At 51.7% G+C, this 21187-nt stretch carries 18 protein-coding genes; 9 read left to right on the top strand and 9 right to left on the bottom strand.

Going from position 1 to position 21187, the window contains the following annotated elements; all coding sequences use genetic code 11:
- Both SE18_RS07570 and SE18_RS07565 read right to left on the bottom strand, forming a co-directional pair.
- A complete protein-coding gene (locus tag SE18_RS07570; RefSeq protein WP_054533829.1) occupies positions 1–1056 on the bottom strand; it encodes a FecCD family ABC transporter permease in 1056 nt (351 codons plus the stop codon).
- Positions 1053–2096: a FecCD family ABC transporter permease gene (locus SE18_RS07565; protein WP_054533828.1), complete on the bottom strand. Its 1044-nt coding sequence runs from the start codon at positions 2094–2096 to the stop codon at positions 1053–1055. Before SE18_RS07565 ends, SE18_RS07570 begins: the two co-directional genes overlap by 4 nt.
- A 592-nt stretch (positions 2097–2688) precedes the next feature.
- Between SE18_RS07565 and SE18_RS07560 the strand changes: the two genes are divergently transcribed.
- The 4 genes from SE18_RS07560 to SE18_RS07545 all read left to right on the top strand — a co-directional run bounded on the left by SE18_RS07560 (position 2689) and on the right by SE18_RS07545 (position 7775).
- Positions 2689–3366, top strand: a complete 678-nt coding sequence (locus SE18_RS07560; protein ID WP_054533827.1) for a succinate dehydrogenase cytochrome b subunit — start codon at positions 2689–2691, stop codon at positions 3364–3366.
- Between the two features lie 10 nt (positions 3367–3376).
- Positions 3377–5290 (top strand): fumarate reductase/succinate dehydrogenase flavoprotein subunit, encoded by a 1914-nt coding sequence (locus tag SE18_RS07555; protein ID WP_054533826.1) that lies wholly within the window; start codon positions 3377–3379, stop codon positions 5288–5290.
- A 16-nt stretch (positions 5291–5306) separates the two neighbouring features.
- Positions 5307–6086 (top strand): succinate dehydrogenase/fumarate reductase iron-sulfur subunit, encoded by a 780-nt coding sequence (locus SE18_RS07550; RefSeq protein ID WP_054533825.1) that lies wholly within the window; start codon positions 5307–5309, stop codon positions 6084–6086.
- A 519-nt stretch (positions 6087–6605) separates the two neighbouring features.
- On the top strand, positions 6606–7775 hold the full coding sequence (locus SE18_RS07545) for a transposase (RefSeq protein ID WP_054533824.1): 1170 nt from the start codon (positions 6606–6608) through the stop codon (positions 7773–7775).
- Positions 7776–7908: 133 nt separating this feature from the next.
- On the opposite strand, the gene SE18_RS07540 is transcribed toward SE18_RS07545, so the two are convergent.
- The 3 genes from SE18_RS07540 to SE18_RS07530 are packed head-to-tail and all read right to left on the bottom strand — an operon-like array spanning position 7909 to position 9885.
- Entirely contained in the window at positions 7909–9363 is a 1455-nt protein-coding gene (locus tag SE18_RS07540; RefSeq protein WP_054533823.1) for a hypothetical protein, read from the bottom strand.
- A 37-nt stretch (positions 9364–9400) separates the two neighbouring features.
- Complete coding sequence (locus SE18_RS07535) at positions 9401–9703, bottom strand: reverse transcriptase-like protein (RefSeq protein ID WP_054533822.1); 303 nt, start codon at positions 9701–9703, stop codon at positions 9401–9403.
- Entirely contained in the window at positions 9700–9885 is a 186-nt protein-coding gene (locus tag SE18_RS07530; protein ID WP_054533821.1) for a hypothetical protein, read from the bottom strand. Before SE18_RS07530 ends, SE18_RS07535 begins: the two co-directional genes overlap by 4 nt.
- A 283-nt stretch (positions 9886–10168) precedes the next feature.
- Here SE18_RS07530 and SE18_RS07525 point away from each other — a divergent pair, with 283 nt between their 5' ends.
- Positions 10169–10414 (top strand): hypothetical protein, encoded by a 246-nt coding sequence (locus SE18_RS07525; protein ID WP_054533820.1) that lies wholly within the window; start codon positions 10169–10171, stop codon positions 10412–10414.
- Positions 10415–10429: 15 nt separating this feature from the next.
- Complete coding sequence (locus SE18_RS07520; RefSeq protein WP_054533819.1) at positions 10430–10687, top strand: hypothetical protein; 258 nt, start codon at positions 10430–10432, stop codon at positions 10685–10687.
- A 1009-nt stretch (positions 10688–11696) separates the two neighbouring features.
- Here the strand turns inward: SE18_RS07520 and SE18_RS07515 are convergent.
- Positions 11697–14141 (bottom strand): hypothetical protein, encoded by a 2445-nt coding sequence (locus SE18_RS07515; protein ID WP_152976573.1) that lies wholly within the window; start codon positions 14139–14141, stop codon positions 11697–11699.
- Between the two features lie 17 nt (positions 14142–14158).
- Entirely contained in the window at positions 14159–15784 is a 1626-nt protein-coding gene (locus SE18_RS07510) for a choice-of-anchor Q domain-containing protein (protein ID WP_054533817.1), read from the bottom strand.
- Between the two features lie 146 nt (positions 15785–15930).
- On the opposite strand from SE18_RS07510, the gene SE18_RS07505 reads away from it, so the two are divergent.
- The 3 genes from SE18_RS07505 to SE18_RS07495 all read left to right on the top strand — a co-directional run bounded on the left by SE18_RS07505 (position 15931) and on the right by SE18_RS07495 (position 20319).
- The gene (locus tag SE18_RS07505; protein ID WP_054533816.1) at positions 15931–18549 is read left to right on the top strand and encodes an ATP-binding protein; all 2619 of its coding nucleotides are present in this window, start codon (positions 15931–15933) and stop codon (positions 18547–18549) included.
- Between the two features lie 413 nt (positions 18550–18962).
- Positions 18963–19601: a chloramphenicol acetyltransferase gene (locus SE18_RS07500; protein WP_054533815.1), complete on the top strand. Its 639-nt coding sequence runs from the start codon at positions 18963–18965 to the stop codon at positions 19599–19601.
- A gap of 124 nt (positions 19602–19725) precedes the next feature.
- Entirely contained in the window at positions 19726–20319 is a 594-nt protein-coding gene (locus SE18_RS07495) for an SH3 domain-containing protein (RefSeq protein ID WP_054533814.1), read from the top strand.
- A gap of 43 nt (positions 20320–20362) precedes the next feature.
- Here the strand turns inward: SE18_RS07495 and SE18_RS07490 are convergent, their stop codons facing one another.
- Both SE18_RS07490 and SE18_RS07485 read right to left on the bottom strand, forming a co-directional pair.
- Positions 20363–20632 (bottom strand): DUF2277 domain-containing protein, encoded by a 270-nt coding sequence (locus SE18_RS07490; RefSeq protein ID WP_054533813.1) that lies wholly within the window; start codon positions 20630–20632, stop codon positions 20363–20365.
- Positions 20633–20638: 6 nt separating this feature from the next.
- Positions 20639–21175, bottom strand: coding sequence for a dihydrofolate reductase family protein (locus SE18_RS07485; protein ID WP_054533812.1), 537 nt, complete (start codon positions 21173–21175; stop codon positions 20639–20641).
- Between the last annotated feature and the right edge of the window lie 12 nt (positions 21176–21187).

Here is a 21187-nt window from a genome sequence, read left to right as displayed (position 1 = left end):
TCACTTTGTTTTGGCATGCTGGTAGAGCATTGTCAGGAAAAACGGTACGCCAATCACGGCGGTCACAAGCCCACAGGGAATTTCGTTGGGCGCGGCAATCGTCCGGCCAATCCAGTCGGCGGCTACCAACAACAGCGCGCCAAGCATGCCAGCGGTCGGCACAAGCCCCGTGTGATCGGTACCAACCAAACGCCGAGCGACATGCGGCGCAATCAAGCCAACAAAGCTAATTACCCCAGCCACGGCAACGCTTGCGCCAGCCAAAGCCACCGCAATCAATAAGATCCAAGCCCGTTGGCGACCAACGCTTACGCCCAAACCTAAGGCGACATCTTCGCCAAGGTGCAGGCTATTCAGTTGGCGCGCTTGAAACCACGCCAAAGGCACAGCAATCGCGACCCACGGCGCAAAGGCCCAAAAATCGGCCCACGAGCGGCCATAAACGCTGCCCGTTAGCCAAATCATGGCCCGTTGTACATCGTAGATATTGCCAATCGTAATCACCAAGGTTGTGACGGCAGAACCAACCGCACTCAAGCCAACCCCGATTAAGATCAAGCGCATCGGCGAATCGCCACCCTTGCGCCAAGCCAAAACATACATCAAACCAGCAGCAACCAAAGCGCCAGCAAAGGCCGCGACGGGAATCCAGCGAGCAGGAAAATCGCGCACCAAGATTGTCAACACGACTGCGACTAAACCAGCACCAGTGTTGATGCCCATAATGCTTGGGTCGGCCAATGGATTGCGGGTCAAGCCTTGCAGCAATGCGCCAGATGTGCCAAGCGCCAAGCCAACCAAGGCCGAAAGCAGCATCCGTGGCAAGCGCAGGGTCCGCACAATCAGCACATGTTGCGGATCGCCTGTTTCCATGCCGAGCAAGGTTTTAACCACATCCAATGGGCTAATTTTATATTCGCCAACGCCCATGTTGATGATCATAATTGCCAGCACCAGCAGCCCAACAAGCAGCCCAACCCTGGGCAAACGGCGGTCGATGCGCAACGAAAAGCGCACATGCTTGGGGCGAATGGTAATCCATGGAAATGTTTTCATCGTTGCACCCGCCAGCGTACAAGGTAAATAAACATTGGGCCGCCGAGTAGGGCGGTAACAACGCCAACTGGAATTTCCATCGGGCGCACAACAACCCGCCCAATAATATCGGCCACGACCAGCAGCAAAGCACCGCCAATGATGCAATAGGGCAAAAGCCAACGATAATCGATGCCAACAATAAAGCGCATAATGTGCGGCACCAACAAGCCCAAAAAGCCAATTGGTCCCGCCAAGGCAACCGCGCTGCCAGCCAAAAGCACCACGGCAATTGCCGCAATCACTTTGACCCAGCCAGTGCGTTGGCCTAAGCCCCGCGCCACATCTTCGCCCAAGGCCATTGCAGTGAGCGAGCGCCCAAGGCTCAGCGCCAAAACCATGCCAACTCCAACGTAGGGCAGGCTAGCGGCGATTAAGCCCAAATCGCGTCCGGCAACCGTGCCCGCTAACCACAAGCGCACTTCATCAAGTGTTTGTTGATTGAGAATCAGAATGGCGCTGGTAAACGAGCTACAGAAGGCTGTGATCATGGCTCCGGCTAGGGTTAATTTGAGCGGAGTTGGCCCGCCACGGCCCAAAGAGCCAAGGCTATAGACCAGCACAGCAGTAACCGCTGCCCCAGCAAAGGCAAAAATCGAATACAAATTGAGGGTTTTGATCTCGAAGAAGGTGATTGCCAGCACCACGCCCAAGGCTGCGCCGCTTTCAATGCCCAACAAACCTGCGTCGGCAAGTGGATTGCGGGTCAAGCCCTGCATAATTGCTCCCGCCAAAGCCAAAATAGCTCCAACAATCGCTGCCACCAGTACCCGGGGCATGCGTAGGGTGCGAATAATCAGGTGTTGGGTTGAAGTAGGATCGTAGTTAAATAATGCTGCCCAGACTGTGCTTGGCGCAACATCGGCTGCCCCAAAATTAATGCTGAGCGTCATAATCACCAGCAACAGACCAGTTGCTAGGAGCAGGCCGATGGCTAAAGCAGCAGCGGCGCGACGTTTCGGTTTGGGCTGCGATGTTGATTGTGCAAGAGTAACCGCCACGTTGATAACTCCGTCGATCAACCGTTTTTAAGCGCAACAAGACGACCAACGCCCAAATGCTTGGCTCGGAAATCGTACATTGCTCAACGGTTGGGGTAAACTTCGCCGCAAAATTCAGCTTGAATAATCCAAAACTGAATTAATAAAGACAATTTAATCTGTCTTTATTGTCTTTATTGCGGCTAAGTATAGTCGCTTCAGGCTATTTGTCAAATCAATGATTGGAAGAAGTTCTAGTTAAAACAGTTTACTCTATATTATCCGTCTTTATTATTGAAATGATTGGCTAAAAGACCCAAGCATCGAGAAGAATCGCAGCATCGATGCTGACAATGAGATCATCGATGTTAATAGAATATTTGTGCTATAAACAAACGATTTAGGGTATCATAAAGCCATAAATTACTATTTCGCTTACTGCTCAATTTGCTTGCTGAAGCAGATTAATCGCAGCCATGGAGCTATTCAAACCATTCAGAAGCTATGTGGACAAAGCTTCACCCACGTGCAGCAAGTGTTTCACCTAAACTGAGTTTTAAGCGATAATATAGAAGGTAAAGATGCCACGTCGGAACAGATAAAGGAGTCAGTAATGACTGGGGTACTTTCTTTCTACCGAACATCCATCGGGAAGAAGGTCGTGATGGCCGTGACGGGCCTGATTGGCGTGGGCTTCGTCATCGGGCATATGCTTGGCAATCTCCAAATTTATTTGGGAGCCGAAGCATTGAACAAGTATGCGGCGTTTCTCAAGAGCACTGGCGAGTTGCTAGTGGTTGTGCGGGTTGTGCTGCTCACCGCAGTTATTCTGCACATCATCGCTGCCGTGCAATTGACGATTGAAAACCGCAAATCGCGACCGCAACGTTACGTCAAGAAACAACACGTCGAATCGACCTTCGCCAGCCGCACCATGCGCTATGGCGGGGTAATTTTGCTGTTGTTTATCGTCTACCACATTTTGCACTTTACCATCGGTAAAGCGCCTGGTGGACCACAACCGTTTGACGTACACAATGTTTACAACAATGTGGTCTATGGCTTCCGCAATGTTTGGGTTTCGCTCTTTTATATTCTAGCGATGCTCGCCCTTGGGTTGCACATGGCTCACGGGGTTTGGAGCTTGTTCCAAACTTTAGGCTTAAACAACCGCCGTTTTAATCGGTTGCTGCGTAATGCTGCCCTCGGCATTGGCACCTTGTTGTTTTTGGGAAATATTTCGATTCCGATTGCGGTCTTAGTTGGTTTCCTAGAACCAGTAGCGAAATAGGTGACGCATTATGCAATTGAATGCCAAAATTCCAGCAGGGCCGCTGGAAGATAAATGGGATCAGCACCGCTTCGACATGAAGTTGGTCAATCCTGCCAATAAGCGTAAATACACCGTTTTGGTGGTTGGCTCAGGTTTGGCAGGCGCTTCTGCTGCTGCTTCATTGGCCGAGCTTGGCTATAACGTCAAGTGTTTCTGCTTCCAAGATAGCCCCCGTCGTGCCCACAGTATCGCGGCGCAAGGTGGCATCAACGCTGCCAAGAACTATCAAAACGACGGCGATAGTGTGCGCCGTTTGTTCTACGATACGATCAAAGGCGGCGATTATCGCGCCCGCGAAGCAAATGTGTATCGTTTGGCGCAAGTCAGCGTCAACATTATCGACCAATGTGTGGCCCAAGGTGTACCATTCGCCCGCGAGTACGGCGGCGTGATGGCCAACCGTTCGTTCGGTGGCGCCCAAGTTTCGCGTACCTTCTACGCGCGAGGCCAAACCGGCCAACAATTGTTGCTCGGCGCATACTCAGCGCTCGAACGCCAAATTGGCTTGAAAAAAGTCGCCATGTATTCGCGCTGCGAAATGTTGGATATTGTTTTGGTTGATGGCAAAGCGCGTGGGATTATCACCCGCGATTTGATCAACGGCAAGATCGAACGCCACGCAGGCGATGCAGTTGTGTTGGCAACTGGTGGTTACGGCAACGTTTTCTACCTTTCAACCAACGCCAAAGGCTGTAACGTAACGGCCAGCTATCGCGCTTACAAACGTGGCGCGGCGTTTGCCAACCCATGTTTTACCCAAATTCACCCAACCTGTATTCCAGTTGCTGGCGATCACCAATCAAAATTGACCTTGATGAGCGAATCGTTGCGCAACGACGGCCGGATTTGGGTTCCCAAGAAGGCTGGCGACACTCGCGCTGCCAAGGATATTCCCGAAAGCGAACGCGATTATTATCTCGAACGCAAATATCCTTCATTCGGCAACCTCTCGCCGCGTGATATTTCCTCACGCGCTGCCAAAGAAGTGTGTGATGAAGGTCGTGGCGTAGGCCCAGGCGGCTTGGGCGTGTATCTCGATTTTGCCGATTCGATCAAGCGCTTGGGTAAAAACACCATCGCCGAACGGTATGGCAACTTGTTTGAGATGTACGAACGAATCACTGGCGAAAACCCCTACGAAGTGCCAATGCGGATTTATCCCGCCGTGCACTACACGATGGGCGGCTTGTGGGTCGACTACAACTTGATGAGCAACGTTGAAGGCTTGCACGTTTTGGGCGAAGCCAACTTCTCTGACCACGGCGCCAACCGCTTGGGTGCGAGCGCCTTGATGCAAGGCTTGGCCGATGGCTACTTCATTTTGCCCTACACGATTGGCAACTATATTGCCAGCGCCAAATTAAACCCAGTCACAACCGATCACCCAGCCTTTGTGGAAACAGAGCGCGAAGTAACTACCCGCCTGAGCCAATTGCTGCAAATCAATGGCAAACGCTCAGTCGATGATTTCCACCGCGAACTTGGCAAAGTGATGTGGGATTATTGTGGAATGGCGCGCAACGATGCTGGCTTACGCACCGCCTTAGAACGCATTCCACAAATTCGCGAAGAATTCTGGCGCGACGTGCGCGTGCCAGGCAATGGCGAATACTTCAACCAAGAGTTGGAAAAAGCAGGCCGCTTGGCCGACTTCCTCGAATTTGCCGAATTGATGTGCCACGATGCCTTGATGCGCACCGAATCGTGTGGCGGTCACTTCCGCACCGAAAGCCAAACCGAGGATGGCGAAGCCAAACGCGATGACGAAAACTTCACCTTTGTGGCCGCTTGGGAATACAAGGGCGTTGGCACCAAACCAACCATGCACAAAGAAGTTCTCGAATTCGAAAACGTTCACCTTTCAACTCGTTCGTACAAGTAATCGCTGAGGTGCTTCAATGAAGTTAAAATTGCACATTTGGCGACAAGATAACGCCAAAACAGCGGGCAAAATGGTTAGCTACGATGCCAACCATGTCAGCCCCGATATGTCATTTCTCGAAATGCTCGATGTGCTCAACCAAGAGTTGATCACCAAAGGCGAAGATCCAGTTGCCTTCGACCACGACTGCCGCGAAGGCATTTGCGGTGCATGTTCGATGGTGATCAACGGGATTCCTCACGGGCCACAACGGGCAACCACCACCTGCCAATTGCACATGCGCTCATTCAAAGATGGCGACGAAGTGTATATTGAGCCATGGCGTGCCGAGCCATTCCCTGTGATCAAGGATTTGGCCGTTGATCGCGCTGCCCTCGACCGGATTATTGCCGCTGGTGGCTTTATTTCGGTTGGCACTGGCGCACCACCAGATGGCAATGCAATTCCGATTGCCAAAGAAATTTCCGATTTGGCAATGGATGCTGCTGCTTGTATTGGCTGTGGGGCGTGTGTCGCCGCATGTCCAAACGGCTCGGCAATGTTGTTCACCGCCGCCAAGGTCTCACACCTGAACTTGCTGCCTCAAGGCGAGCCAGAAAAAGACCAACGGGTGATCAACATGGTTGCCCAAATGGATGCAGAAGGCTTTGGCAACTGTACCAACTATGCAGAATGCCAAGCAGCCTGTCCAAAAGAAATTAGCATTCAATTCATCGCCAAGATGAACCGCGACCTGATTCGGGCCAAGCTACGCGAAGGCAACAACGCAGGCTCGGGCAAAACCGGCGGGGCGTAAGAACTAGGGATCGGTTGTCGGTAAAAGGGGATCGGGCTGGTACTAGCTCGATCCCCTTTTTTGATTCACGAAGCGCCCGAAGAGCACGAAGGGATGAAACCGCGAAGGACACGAAGAACGCGAAGTTTTTAGCCACAGATTGACACAGATTAGCTCAGATTATTATGTCCCAAAGCCTTTAGCCTCTCACCTCTGATCCCTGACCCCTATGTTCTATGTTCTATGTGTACTGGTTCATTGCATTAGCAACCGCAGCATTCCCGCATCGCAACCCTATCCCAAGGGTTGGTTGCGACTGAATACCACCCACGGAACACCACCCATCCGCAGGGTCATCAACAGATGCGGTTCGGTCACGAATGGTCCTTGCGGGGGTGCAGGGGGATGAAAGCCCCCTGCGTCTCCCGCTGGCGGGACGTTTAAGGGCGGACAGGGACGCACACCGCGTGTTCACACAACGACCTCGGGTTGGTATACTGGGTGGTGACGAAACCAAACCCATCCCAAAACCGAGGTCGTATGCTGAGTATACCAGCCCTTACCGCGTGGATCAACACCATCCTGCTCACCGCCGTCCCGACTCTGTCGCCCTGGACGGCCCGGCGGCTCACCGATTGGCGCGTCAGTATCCTGCTCATGCAGTCCATCACCACCCGCGTCGTGGCCTGGGGCTGTGCCCTTGGACTGTCCACCGCTGCCCGCGCCGCCAGTCACGAACGGCGACTGCGCCGCACCTATCGGGATCCCCAGCTGTCGTGGTCGTTCCATCGGGCCATCCTGACCACCACCCTACGCTTCGCCCCTGCGGAAGCGGTCACCGTCATCATCGATGAAACGACCCATACCGACCACTGGACGCTCCTCACCGCTGCCCTCTGGTATCACGGACGCGCCATTCCGCTGGCGTGGGTGCTCCATCCCGGCAACACCCGCCGCGCCACCGCCTTCTGGACGGATACCGCCACCCTGCTCGATCGCGTGCGCCAGGTCATTCCGCCCACCACGCCCGTCATTGTCGTCGCCGATCGTGCCTTTGGCTGTCCCGTCTTTACCGATCAGGTGGCAGCGCACGGCTGGCACTGGGTCGTGCGCGTGCAAGGCCACACCCGGCTGCGGCTGCGGGGCCACACCGAAACCATGATCCGCACCCTAGTGACGCGGGGCCAGCGCGTGGCACGGCGCGGACTGGCCTTCAAGAAGGCGGGCTGGCGGACGGTGACGGTGGTCGCGACGTGGGCCGCCGACGCACAGGAACCGTTGCTGCTGGTGAGTAATCTGGCAGGGATTGGCATGATCCGGCATGCCTATGGGCGGCGGTCCGCGATTGAAGCGCTGTTCCGGGATTGGAAAACGGCAGGCTGGCAGTGGGAGGCGAGCCACACGCGGAGCCGCACGACCCAAGAAGCGCTCGTGCTGGGCATGGCGATCGCGACCGTGCTGCTGCTGCAGATCGGGACAGCGGAGGCGGAGGGGGTACTCGCCGAGCGGGGAGACTGCCCCAGCCCGCGCCGCCCATGGGCGGCGCGGGACAGTCTGTTTCGGTTGGGGCGGTATGGGCTGCTACGCTGGCTATGGACGGGCACGATGCCCGCGCTCGGGGATCGGCTGTCGCTGGCGGGAACGGCGCTGCACGAACGGTGGGCAACGACCGTGACGCGCGGTGGCCGGCTCGGAACCGTCATGCCCTAACATCCATGACTACCCATTTCCTAACCTGTCCGCCCTTAAACTGGCGGGACGGAAGGGTGGAAAAGAACGATGGTGGTTTATGTAATGAACCATTACATCTATGTTCTATGTCCTTTGCTCTATGTTCTACTCTTCAACGAGGATAAACAATCATAGGAATAACCTTGCCAAGGGCGAGCGGCACGCTTTGTTGACCAGTCATAATATCGCAAAAAATCAACAAGGCTTGGTTATCAACATAGGCAATCATTCCGAGCAGCGTGGGGCTAACCAACTTAATCGAGCCAGTGTGCGCAGGCAAAACAATTGTCGTTAATTGTTGCTGATCTGCGACTCGAAATACTAAGCCCTGCCGTTGCTGTTGAATTGGCGAAGCTGCATCACAACTTGGACCAGAAGGTCGCCATTGCCATGGAGTGCGGGGGTCGCAACTGAGGGCCAAAAGATACTGGCTATCTGGTGTCCATAGCATCATCGTAGGATCAAATGGTGAGCTATGATGGTCAAAACGCTTGCGCACCATATCGGGATTAATGCCCGTGGCCAAATCACCCAATGGCTGCTGCTGCTCAAGCGAATATAAACGAATCGTACCCGAAGTTGGCTCAACAGCTTCGCTTACCGTAGGATGATAGAGATAGGCTAAATAACGGCCATCCGGCGAGATGGATAGATTGTCAATGTCGGTTGTATCAGTATTCTGCCCAATAATCAGATCGGTCTCGGTTTGCAGATTCTTAATTCCAAAGTTGGGATGCCAAGAGCTGCCGCCATGGGCCAATAAGCCATGCTCAATATCTAAAAACGTGTCGCCAATTCCACCTTCGCCAGTAAGCTGAATTGATTGCTTGAGATCAGCTTGGGTTGGATCAAAGAGCCTAATTGATGCCGATGACATTGGTCCATTGATTGAAGAGAGTTCATAAATGCCACTCGCAGTCCACCCAATAAACCAGTCAGTAACTTTCAGGTTGCCTTGAGATTCGTTCAATAACTGCCTAGCCCCTGTTTGTAGATTGATCATTTCAAGTTGGGTTCTATCCGCTAAACTGGTTGCACCCAAACTAAAAGTTCGCATCGCTACATAATCAAGCTTGGGTGAAAATTGAAAGTGTCTGCGCCACGAAATCTCGATGTGATCAGTAAATATCTGAGCTGCAAACGCTTGGTCAGGCAGCGGATTTGGCCGATAGAGGATAGGCAAGGGCAATCCTTGCTCTCGATAGATCAACCCATCGGTTTCGGTGGTAATCATGGTTTGCTGACCGAGGCCATTGATCGCAAGCAGGGGTGCAGGATAAATACTTTCCTCAACCCCAACCTCAGCAGAAGTCAAATGAATTGCCTCAGGATCTTTTTTGGTTAAGGCCAACCAAACTAATGGCTCAGTTTGGGTCAGCACTAAGGGGTTAGTTAACGATGTGGCTTGCAAATCGGTGGTTATCGTAATCGTTAAAGGGCCTGTCTGAGTCAATGTTGGGGTAATTTGATCGGTCTGACTGCTGCTAATCTGTGGTGCTGAACACGCTACAAGCAAGCATAAAACGCTCAATAGGCCACAAAACCCAATCCACCAAGCTTTGCGCATGGTTCCTGTCCTCACTCATAAACTAGGATCTCTCGTACTATAGTAAGCACAGGATGTCTTCAAATGTTATTGAACTGATAAATTGCTGAAACAATGGGATCAGGCTGGTGCTAGCTCGATCCCATTGTTTGATCCACGAAGGGGAATAAGGATAGTGGCGTTGGACTAAGCGCAATCCATAGACGATAGCCTGATATTCCGCCATATTATTGGTTGCGGCAGGCGCTTGTTGCAGCGCCCAATACAAAATTGTGCCATCATTTTGGCGAATCACAATCCCTAGACCAGCCCAACCTTGCAGCTTGCCAGGGGTTGCATCAATTTGCAGCCAAATATTCATTGCGCCCTCAACACAATCATGCTACTTACGATACAACTTAGGCCAAGGAGCATTGCCAACACGACAAAACAACCACGCACCGACCATTGAAGGGTTTGGAATCGCTGGCCATTTGGTAAGGCAACCAACACCAACAGGCTGACCAAGGCAAGAAGCAGGAATAGTCCAACCAAGCATGCCATTGATCAATCCTTTCATTTCAGCCGTTTATTCAATACGACAATCACCCCAGCGAGTGCGCCGAGAATTGCCAAGAGCAACAGCCCAATTAAACATGCCATGTGCTACTCCTTTCTGATAAATATGCATCTTTATCCTATCATTTTGATGTATCTTATTCTCTGTATTGTGCGTGAATATTGGTGTGTAGTAGGCGTTATTAGCCTACAGCAAACCCTAAATACCTAAAAAAGGGTATATATATGCGGTACTTTAGGGCGATGGTCTATGGCAAAAGGAGGCTGAATGATGGCCGAAATTATCAAGCTGGAGCAGATTTGCCAAGCGGTTGGTGACGGATTTCGCTTAGTTCAAGGTCAACGTGGTTGCTCGATGGCGGCTACAGAACACTATGTTGCTGATTGTTTAGGCATGGGCGTTGAAACACTCCGTTCATTGCGCTATCGCTCACGCAACCGCGCTACCGTCGACGATAAAACATTAGCAATGTTGGTTTGGATTGCGCTCGCTGAAGGTCGGGCTTCGCTGTAATGGCTCAAAACGATAATGAGCGCCACTAGTCTGATTCTGCCTGAACCGCTGAATAGCTCATGGCTTGAACGCTATCTGCAAAGCCCGTTTAAACAACCGCTTGAACCAGTATTGATCAAGCAGGTTGTGCAGGGCCTGATTGGGATTGAACTGCCACACCACGCCACGCTGGTCAAAACACCATTAGCGCAACATCCAAAATCCGGTAATGCAGCCTTTAAGCTCATAACCATGGTGATCGTGCTGCTCATTATGGGAGTCCTTATGCTCTAGCAGCATTGGGCTTTCTGCGCTAGAATTGGAGCTATTCAGCAAACAACGGCGTTCGGATGAGCGTCGTTGTTTGCTGAATGAAAGCCGCTGAATTCCCAAGCATAGGCCAGCATGCTTGACAGATTGTGTATACTGGAAAAAGTGGACACAAACATCTAGCTAATTACATTTCAGTTGACTATAATCGAAGGCTGTTATATCTGATGATAGCTTATGGTAAATCAATAACCCTGCATGGAACTACCAGAGCACATTCATTTTGAAAAGTGGACACAGGAGTTTATCTCACGGCCCCGACCGCGAGGGGTTTAAAACTTTGATCAAGCTCAAAATCCTGCGAAACAACACGGGTTGGTTCATCTCACTGCCCCCAACCGCAAGGGGATTAAAACGGCTAGTGCTAAAAGCCAGTAATACCTGTATGTATTGTTCATCGCACTGCCCCGACGGCGAGGGGATTAAAACTTGCTCCGCCCATTCAATGCGAACAATCTCTACCGAGGTTCAGATCACTGCCCCGACCGCGAGGGGTTTAACCTAACTTGGTGAGCCGGATGGGGATCGAACCCACGACCAAGTTTAAATTAGTTTCCCGCTAGTCAGGGGTTTAAAACAGTGCGCCTCAGTATGGCTGAGGATGTTGAAGCATTTAATGTGGCCCAAACCTCTGGAAGTTACGCTTGTGGATTTTCCTATATTCGTAAAAAATGCGCAGCCCTCGCGACCATAGCGGTCGCGAGGGCTTTTGTTGTGGTTGCAAAAATCGCTTCAAGCTTAGCTTCGTGGCACTTCGTGTTCTTCGTGGTTTCAAACGTCATCGGTCTAGTCACAGATTACTCAGATGTCCCCTTGTTCTTCATCCTTCATCCCTCATCCTTATCAACGCTCTGCGCCTCTGCGTTAAAAGTGTGACCTATAAGCTTCGTTGGATTATGTCCTATAGCCTCATCCCTCATATTTTCATCCCTCGTTCTTCATCCTTCATCCTTATCAATGTTCTATGTTCTTTTTACTCGATAACCAACACTCCGCCGCTATCGCTCATTTGTGTGCCACCTTGGCTGATGCTCACGCTGTTGCCGTTGCGCTGCACGCTGTAGCCAGTGTTTGGCTGCAAGCCTGTGATCAACTGCAAGTTGGCAGCACTTGGCGTGCTATATTCGATTGTGGCAAACGCTTGATTAACATTAATCGGGAACAGCACCACCTGCGAGCCGATTTGCGCCCCAACATAATTGCCCGAAGTCGCCTGAATTAAGCTCACGCTGACTGGCGTAATGCCACTATCGGTCGCTTGGAGCACTTGCAAAAAGCGCACATCCTGCGGATTACCAGGCGCGTCGATCCGCAAACGCACGTTCATTGGATCATCGCTAGCAGCGGTATTTTCAACCTGTTGATCGCTGGTGTTGACGGCGGTTAATGTGGCGTTGGCTGGCAATAAACTCGTGATATTCAGGCTTTGGCCGCCAGCTGTCGTCATCGTCGCTCGATTGGCGTTGATCGTCGCCGGCGTGGGCAATTGTAGCCACCAGCGCTTGAAGCGATTGGCGGTTTGCGACGTGCCACGATCATAGGTCACAATCGCATCAGGCTTGAGCCAAACAATCGAGCGGCTGGCGTGGCTAATGTCGGTCGTTGCCTCATTTTCGCTGTTGTAGAGATTGGTAGCATCGCCCAACGCATAGACAAAACGGCTATCAAGGCTATTCGCGACCAACATAGGATCGCCAGTTGGCACTAAATTCCATTGCGAGCCACGGCGCCAGAGATCGATCCGCCAATCGCTTGGGTCGCGATCAGGTTGATCGTTTTCGAGCGCGATCAGGTTGCGAAACTCGGAGCTAGCAATGCCTTCGGCAATATCGGCGTAGCCAGTGCGCGCCTTGGTCAGCCATTCGCCTTTGCGATACCACTCAAAATGGTTGCCATCGGCCTGTTGATGGTCGATAAAATTCCAGCTTAGGCTGAAATTGAACCAGCCTGCATCATCGGCCCAGCTGCTACGCGAGAAAATTTTGTGCATGCCCTCGGCGTAAAAATCAAGCGCCATGCTTGGCCGTGGGTCGCTCGCCGCAGCTGCGGTTGGGTCAAACAGCATAAAATAGATGATTGCATCGCGAAAATCATTCGGGTTGCCAACCCGTTCGATCAAGCCCTCAGCGCCACCAGGCGGGGTCACGGTTTCGATCCAGCGCACTTTGGCCAAACGTGCAGCATTGCCAGTCCGTTGATCGTACATCCCCAACGAGCCAAAGGCGTTGATAAAATCAACCAAATGATAGCTCTGGGCATCGCCATACCACGCTGGCTGATAGACCAAGCCATGATTGGGATCGTTGGTGGGATTAGAACTCAGCGAATGCAAATAGCTGGTGACAAAATCATCCCAAAATGGATTTTCGCTGAGTTTGCAATGCTGGCCACACGTATCTTTGCCTGCTGTTTGCAAGGCCAGCAAAAATTGAATCGCATAGCTGGCGGTTTGCGGGCTATATTCAAAGCCTTCGGGCAACAGGCCGCCCTTGCTATCGGTGCGGGTCAGATGATCAAAAATATACAACCAAGCACCCGTGGCATTATCCAAATAATTACGCAATTGGTTATTAGGGTCGTCGTTGGCATCAAATGCTAATGCCATCATGCCCAAATTGCGCATATGGGCCACAAAATAATTATTGCCAGCCCAACGCACTTGCTCAGTATTGGCAATTAAGCTGGGATCGTTGATCACGCCAATTGGCTCTGGATGATGGTAGGCGCGTTGAACAATTTCATCTGACCAGCGCAAAAATACGCCGCGAATCGCTGCTTTATCACTAGCACTCAAGACTGGATAAATCCAATCAACAACCAGCGGAAAGGCCTCGCCATGCCAGCGCGCGCGGTTAGAATCCTCGGTGAAAAAGCGCGGACTACGAAATGGTGGATAGCCAGTCGATTGAGTTTCAGGGCAGAGATAATCATCATTTTCGGCTGGGCCTTGGGCGGCAATATTAATAATGTACAGCAACAAGGTTCGCGCCCGTTGGGCATAATCGGCGCGCGCTGCCTCGTTCGGCTCGATCAACGACATAAAAGCAAACAGCTCTGCATACATTTCGGTCGGAAATTCTTCATATTCGGTGCTGCCACAATCGCGGCTTGGCACGTCGCCAGCATCCATGGTGATTTTGGCTTCTTCCGCCACCAATTTTAAGCCATCACGATAGAGCGGGTTGCTATCGCTGGTCCAGGCTCGCAGCCGAGGCAAATCTGCTTGGGTCAACCACAAGCGTGGATGCGCATTAGGGTCGCCAGTCATCACCACGGGCAAGCTGGTTTTGGTCGAATCGGGCGGCAAATTGGTAGCTTCAGGATTAACGCTTACGCTGGTGGAGCCACTTGGAGCTGGTGCTGCAACTCCACAACCCATCAAGATTAGCAGCACAACAAACATTGATATACGTCGCATACATCCTCCACAATTAATTAGCGTTTGGCAAAGGGCAAATAGACTTGAGCTAACAGCGCCGCCGCTTCGACCGCGCCAATATCACAACCAGCAACTCGGGCTGCGCCCCGTTGATCGCTCACTGGGCAAAGGTTGGGGTCGGCAGCATTGATTAATGGGCTGGTTGCGAGCGGCGTATAAACAGGCATGGCAATCCGCCCACCATTCACTTGCAACCCAGAAAGCTTAAGATCGCTCAGGTTTTGCTGATCGCTGGCAGTGTCCAAGCCAGCACATGTGCCATCGCTCAGATTAAAGCCCAACGATTGCACAGCGCTGCCGCCACAGTTGTTGCTTGCGCCCGCCACAACGCTATTGCCAATTTGAATAATTCTTGGTTGCTCAGTCGTCAAAGGCGAATCTTCATACAGTTCGGTGCCCGCCAAGGCTGTGTTGTTGTAAAACGTGCTGTTGGTAATTACTGCATACCGCGCTTTGTGATAGAGGCCACCGCCAAATTGATCAGCCTGATTTTCGGCAACCGTCACGTTGCTCAAGGTCAAGTTATCATCAGAATCTTGGTAAATTGCGCCACCATGGCCAGCAGTTGCCACATTGCGAATCAGGCTCGCATTGCTGATAAAGAGTGTGCCATTATCGTGAAAAATGCCACCGCCGCCGTTTGTGCCAGTCGCCATATTGCCCTCGATCAGCAGATCGACTAATTCGGCGTGGCTGCCATAACTGCTGATTGCGCCGCCTTCATCTGCTTGGTTGCCAAGCAAGCGCGAGCGTTTGAGCAACAAGCGTCCACCACTATTCCAAATTGCGCCGCCCGTCCCGCTGACAGTGTTGGCTTGCAACAAGCTATCGGTGATCGTCAGGCCGCCAGTATTTTCCAGCGCGCCGCCATAACCGCCACTATTTTCGAGAAAATTACTAAATCTGATGGTTACTGAGGCTTGATTGTGGATGAAGATTGCGCCACCATCACGTGCCTGATTCTGGTAAAAGCGCGTATTGTTGATGCTGGTTGGCCCAACGCTATAAATCGCGCCGCCGAAGGAGTTAATATTGTTGGTTGGTGCTATATTCGCTGTAAAATCGCTATTGTCAATGGTTAATGCGCAGCCATCGCTATAAATTGCACCGCCTGAGGCCGAGCGATTGCCAGCAAAACTGCTATTGCGAATCGTCAAGCTGCTACCGCTGCCTTCAAAACAATAGATTGCCCCGCCTTGATCAGTCGCTTGATGGTTGTTGAAATGCACCCGATCGAGCACAACCGTCGCCCCAACCAACTCTAAGGCGCCGCCGCCAACTGGCGAAAAACCAGCTTCGAGCGTGAGATTACGCAACGTAAACTGAATTTCGCCATTGGCAACGAACAAACGATTGAGATTACGCCCGCTCAGCGTAATTTGATTTGCCCCATCAATCGTGGTAGAACTAACCAAAATCTTATCGCTGCTCAGGTTGATTGTGGCTGGGCCGCCGCAATTAAAGCTGATAGTGCCGCCATTGGTGAGCGCAACATCAAGCGCCGCCTCGCTGCAACTTGCTGGCGTGCCAGTCCCCACAACCCCAGCCATTGGCGCAGCCTGAACCTGAAATGCCAACGCCAACGTACAACAACCGATCACCAGAACGTATAAAAAGCGCATTCCAACCTCCAGCGTTGTTTTTGTTCTTGGTTGGTTATAGCAGCAGCAAGCAGCAAAAACTTGACATTTCCTACCAGTCAAGCGGATTGGCCCAAACGCAGCAGGCGCAATCGGGCAGGCGCAATCCTAGCTACGAGGACTGAACAATGACTCAACATGCCATCAATTCACCAGCGTTTGGCAAGCAATTACGCTTGTTGCGCCGTCGGGCGCGCCTAACCCAAGCAGAATTAGGGATTGCGGTTGGCTATAGCGATGCCCAAATTTGTCGGCTTGAAACAGGTCGTCGCCCGCCCGACTTGATTACCTTGATTGCGCTCTTTCTGCCAGCGTTGGATCTTGAGGCCCAATCGCAGGAAGCGCAGCAGCTTTTGGAATTAGCGGCGGTTGCGCGCGAAGAATTAATCGCCGAGCCAGCCAACGGGCCAACCACTCCAATTTCCAAGCAAGCAAGCCCATTGCTGGCGAGCCATTTGCCAAGCCCAACCAGTCACTTTTTCGGGCGCAAGCCAGAACAAGAACGAATGCTGCACTGGCTGAACAATCCCCAAATTCGCTTAATCAGCCTCGTTGGCTTGGCAGGGATTGGCAAAACCCAACTGGCGCTACACTGTTTGCATCAATTTGCCAGCCAAGCTCAATATCAATGTGTGTTTGTTGATCTGGTTAGCGCCAGCGAGCCAGAATCAATGATTCAGGCGATTAATAAAGCGCTTGATCTGACGGAAAGCCCCGATGAGCAACCGATCATTTCAACGATTAACCAGCTTAGCCAACAACCAAGCTGTTTGCTGCTCGATAATTGTGAGCAAATTCAAGCAGCAAGTCGGGTGATCAACCAATTGCTACAAGCCGTGCCAAACCTCAAATTGATCGTTACCAGCCAACTTGCCTTGCGCTTGAACGACGAATATGTGCTGCAAATTACACCTTTGGCCGTGCCAAATTTGTTGGCTTTGCCAGCGTTGGCCGAATTAGCCCAAATCGAAGCCATGGCCTTGTTGTTGGCTCGTTTACAGGTGCATCACCCCAAGCTTGAACTGACTGAGAAAAATGCACTGGCACTGGCTGCCTTGTGTGTGAGGGTCGATGGTGTGCCGCTGGCGCTGGAGTTGGTTGCCGCTTCTGGGCGCTTGTTCGATCCCGAAGCTTTGTTGAGCGAATTGGCTAGCCATTTTTTGAGTATGCGGCGGCGAGGCCGCGATTTGCCTTCGCGCCATTATTCGGTCACAACCGCGCTAACCTGGAGCTACCAACAGCTTGATTCAGCGACGCAACGTTTGTTCGAGCGGCTGAGCGTGTTTGTGAGTGGGTGGACGGTCGAGAGTGCGCTGGCGGTTTGTAGTGCAGAACATGAGCGCCATGAGTTAATCGAACAATTAAATAGCTTGCTTGATCATAGCCTAATTCAACAACAGAACAACGAAGCTTCAACCCGCATGCGTATGTTGACCATGGTGCGCACGTTTGCCCAAGAGCAAGCCCAAAAGCATACTGAAACCGATCTGCTTAATCAGCGCATGCTTGCTTATCAGATTGAATTGGCGCGCCAAGCAGAACAGGCTTTACGCACGGGCAATAGTCAGGCGCAATGGATTCAGCATCTCGAAGCTGAACACGATAACATTCGAACGGCGCTAAATTGGGCTTGGCAACATAACGCCCAGCAGCAAGCAATTCAGTTAATCGGCTATATTTGGCGTTTTTGGTATATGCGTGGCTATTTGCGCGAAGGGCGGCGTTGGTTTGAAAAACTGCTAATCAGCTATGAACCAAATGCCGATGTGGATTTTGCGCGGGCGCTCGATGGCGCGGGCATTTTGGCTTGGCGCCAAAGCGATTATCAACAAGCTGAACAATGGTATCAACAAGCCCTAGCCATCTACCAAACCAACCAACACCGCTCAGGGCAAGCGCAGGTGTTAGGCCATTTGGGCTTGGTGGCGATGGATACTGGCGCATATCATCAAGCGGCAGCCTATTACGAACAAAGCTTGCCGCTCTATCAAGCGCTTGCTGATCAAGCGGGCGTTGCAGCAACCTTACACAATTTGGGCAATCTGTATTGCCAGCAATCAGAAAATCAACGAGCTAGCGAGTTATATCAAGCGTGTTTGCAGATTTATGCGCAGTTGGGCGACCAATCGGGCGTTGCCTTAATTGCCTTGGGCCTTGGCGCAATTGCCCGCGATGAACAACGCTTGGAAGCAGCCCAAGCTTCATTTGAACAAAGCCTGAATTTAGCACGCGAGCTAGGCGACGAGTGGAATGAGGCAACAGCGCTGATTAATTTGGGTAATATTGCAGCCGATGTGCACCAGCCAGCCCATGCCTTAACCCATTATCGAACCGCAAAGCAAATTTTTGAGCGTTTAGGCGACCAACAATCGCTGTGTTTGCTCGAAAATCGGATTGCCAATGCCTATTGGCTGCTCGGCGAGCATGCTCAAGCCCAAATTGGCTATCGTCAATGCCTGATGTTAGCCCATGCAATTGGCTTCGATGGCGGCATTATTGAAGGCTTAGAAGGCATCGCCCATTGTTTGAGCCAAAGCCTGCCGACCAGCGCCGCCCAACTGCTGGCCTACGCTGCTCACTTGCGCAACACCAAAGGCTATCCAATGATTCCCGCCGATCAACAGAGCTATAATCAGATTGCGCAAACAATTCAAGCGCAGTTAAGTGCCGAAGCATGGCAACAAGCCACGCAACAATGCCAGCAATTGAGCTTGCAACGAGCTATCAGTTTGGCGCTTGCCAATTAACTCCTGCTTGCGCTTGATTGACGATCAAGCTTGGCTGATTATAATGGTTCATTGGATTGACCAAAGCATGGTTTCTGCTCACCCCAACCTCTCTCCCACGATGAGGGACAAGGGGTGCTTTTGCTGGTTGCTGTTATTTAGGTATTAGCACAATAGTCTGTTGCTTATAGTTCTCTGCTCAGAACCCAGAAATGACAGGTTCATCACTGTATGCTTTCGTACCACCCAATGTTCTTTAAGGGGTGCAGGGGGCTGAAACCCCCCTGCGTCTCCCGCCTTGAGGCGGGACGGAAGGGTGGTGAACCTGATATATGCCAATATTCCTTGATTCGGTAAACATGGTCTTAAGTGAACAAGGAGTAATGATCACTGCTGCGGGCCAATCCAATAAACCATTACATATAAGGAAGCATATGCGTACCATTGATCTTGCTACATGGCCCCGTCGCCAGCACTTTGCCCACTACCATAGCATGACCTACCCGCACTTTAGTTTAGCTGCCAACATTGATATTCAAACCTGGTATCAGGCGATCAAAGCCCGCCAAATGCGATTAAGCACCAGCCTAACCTTTGTTTTTGCCCGAGCCGCCAACGAGCAAGTGGCGTTTCGCTGGCGCATTCGCGGCGATAGCGTGGTTGAACACGATCAGGTTGATCCATCGCCAACGGTGTTGCTCGATAACGATTTATTTAGCTTTTGCGTTATTCCCTATCGCCCAACGTATGCTGAATTCGAGCCACTTGCTGAGGCCAAAGTTGCCGCAGTCAAGACCAACCCAACGATGAGCGACGAGCCAGGCCAAGATAATCTGCTCTACATGACCAGTATTCCGTGGGTCAGTTTTACGGGCATCATGCACCCAGTTCACCTCAACCCAATCGATTCAGTGCCACGGATTTCGTGGGGCAAGCACACGCTTGAAGGCCAACGCCGCCTTATGCCCTTAGCCGTGCAAGTCCATCATAGCTTGATGGATGGCTTACATGTTGGGCGGTTCTATGAGCGCGTTCAAGCCATTTTAGATAATCCCGATGAGTTTTTAGGCTAGTTGAGGCTAAAAAGAAATGCGAGTGGGCATGCTGCTCATCATTGCCCGCTTGCATTCAGTAACGTTCTTAGCAAAATTGACGTATACACTCCTGCATTCAATTTGTTAAAGCTATGAGGGATGTATGCGTCGAGGTTTGTTACTTGGGCTTGGGATTTTATTGTTGGCTAGCTGTGGTCGGGCCAAAAATACGGTGATGCCAACGAGTGTTGCCCGTTCTGTCGTGAACGTATCCAATACGCCGCTGCCCAGCCCAATGTTGGTTGAAGCCACGCCCTTGGTCAGTTCGGTGCGTTCGGCTTCGAACCTGCGCGCCGAGCCAAATACCGAGGCAGCGATTATTACTACGGTTGATCCGCAAGCTACGATTGTGATTTTGGCGCAACGCAACGATGCTGATCAGCTGTGGTATCGGGTGCGGGTCAATGATTATCTTGGTTGGATGAGCGCCAGTGTCTTCAATTTGCCAGCTCAGCAACAAGCCAGCTTGCCTTGGGAATATGCCCTAATTGCAACCGCCTCGCCAACATTTCGGCCAACGACTCGGCCATACGCAACCACCCGACCCTATGCAACAGCTCGGCCACGGGCAACGACCAGACCGCAGGCTCCCAGTCGCCCAAACAAGCCAAAGCCGCCGACAACCAATAAACCACAGCCCGCCAAGCCGAAGCCGCCGACAACTAATAAGCCACCAAAATCAAAACCACGCCGCTAATGCCACCGAGAATTAGCAAGCGTGATTAGGAATGAGCAGCTGTTTATGTACCAAAGCGCTGGGCATTACGGGCCTGCGCTTTGTGCTTTTCAGTCTCACGATCTTTAGCTGGGCTGGTTGTTTGCAACGCATCCAAAAGGGTTTGGGCATTGGCAGTTATCGCCATAACCGCAGCCTCAAAGGCCTCGCGATTGGCAGCAGAAGGCTGATTGAAGCCGCTAATTTTACGCACAAATTGTAGCGCAGCAGCTTCGACCTCAGCTTCACTAGCTGGTGGCTCAAAATTAAACAATGGACGAATATTGCGACACATCAGGCCTTACTCCGCTGCTGGTTCAATACGCTGATATTTCAGCATTGCCACGCCAGTGCTCATGGTGCGGGTTTCGACCAGTTTGAGGGTTGCGCTTGTGCCTTGGTGAAAGAGGCGTTGGCCTTCGCCAAGCACAACGGGATAGATCAACAGCCGATATTCATCAATCAAATTTTGCTTGATCAAGCTATCGGATAAAACGGTGCTACCGTAAATCAACAAATTTTGCTCTTTACGCAGCTCGCGAATTTGATCTATAACATCGCCCTTCAAAAAAGTAGCGTTCCACTCTGGGGTTTCGAGTGTGCTAGTTGGTACATATTTGGGCAAGGCATTCATGTGTTCAGCGCCTTCGTCTTTGGATTCGGGCCATGCTTGGGCAAAACCCTCATAGGTTACCCGACCAAGAAGCAACGCCGTACATTCAGCAGATTCTTCAGCCTTGAATGCGGCAATATCATCAGCCCAATACGGCATCGACCAGCCTGGATTTTCGACCACACCATCGAGCGAGACAAACATGGTTAGTACAATCTTACCCATACGTACATTCCC

Source organism: Herpetosiphon geysericola (assembly GCF_001306135.1).
GTDB classification, from domain to species: domain Bacteria; phylum Chloroflexota; class Chloroflexia; order Chloroflexales; family Herpetosiphonaceae; genus Herpetosiphon; species Herpetosiphon geysericola.
The sequence above is the reverse complement of the archived record's forward strand: the minus strand, read 5'-3'. Positions and strand labels throughout refer to the sequence as shown.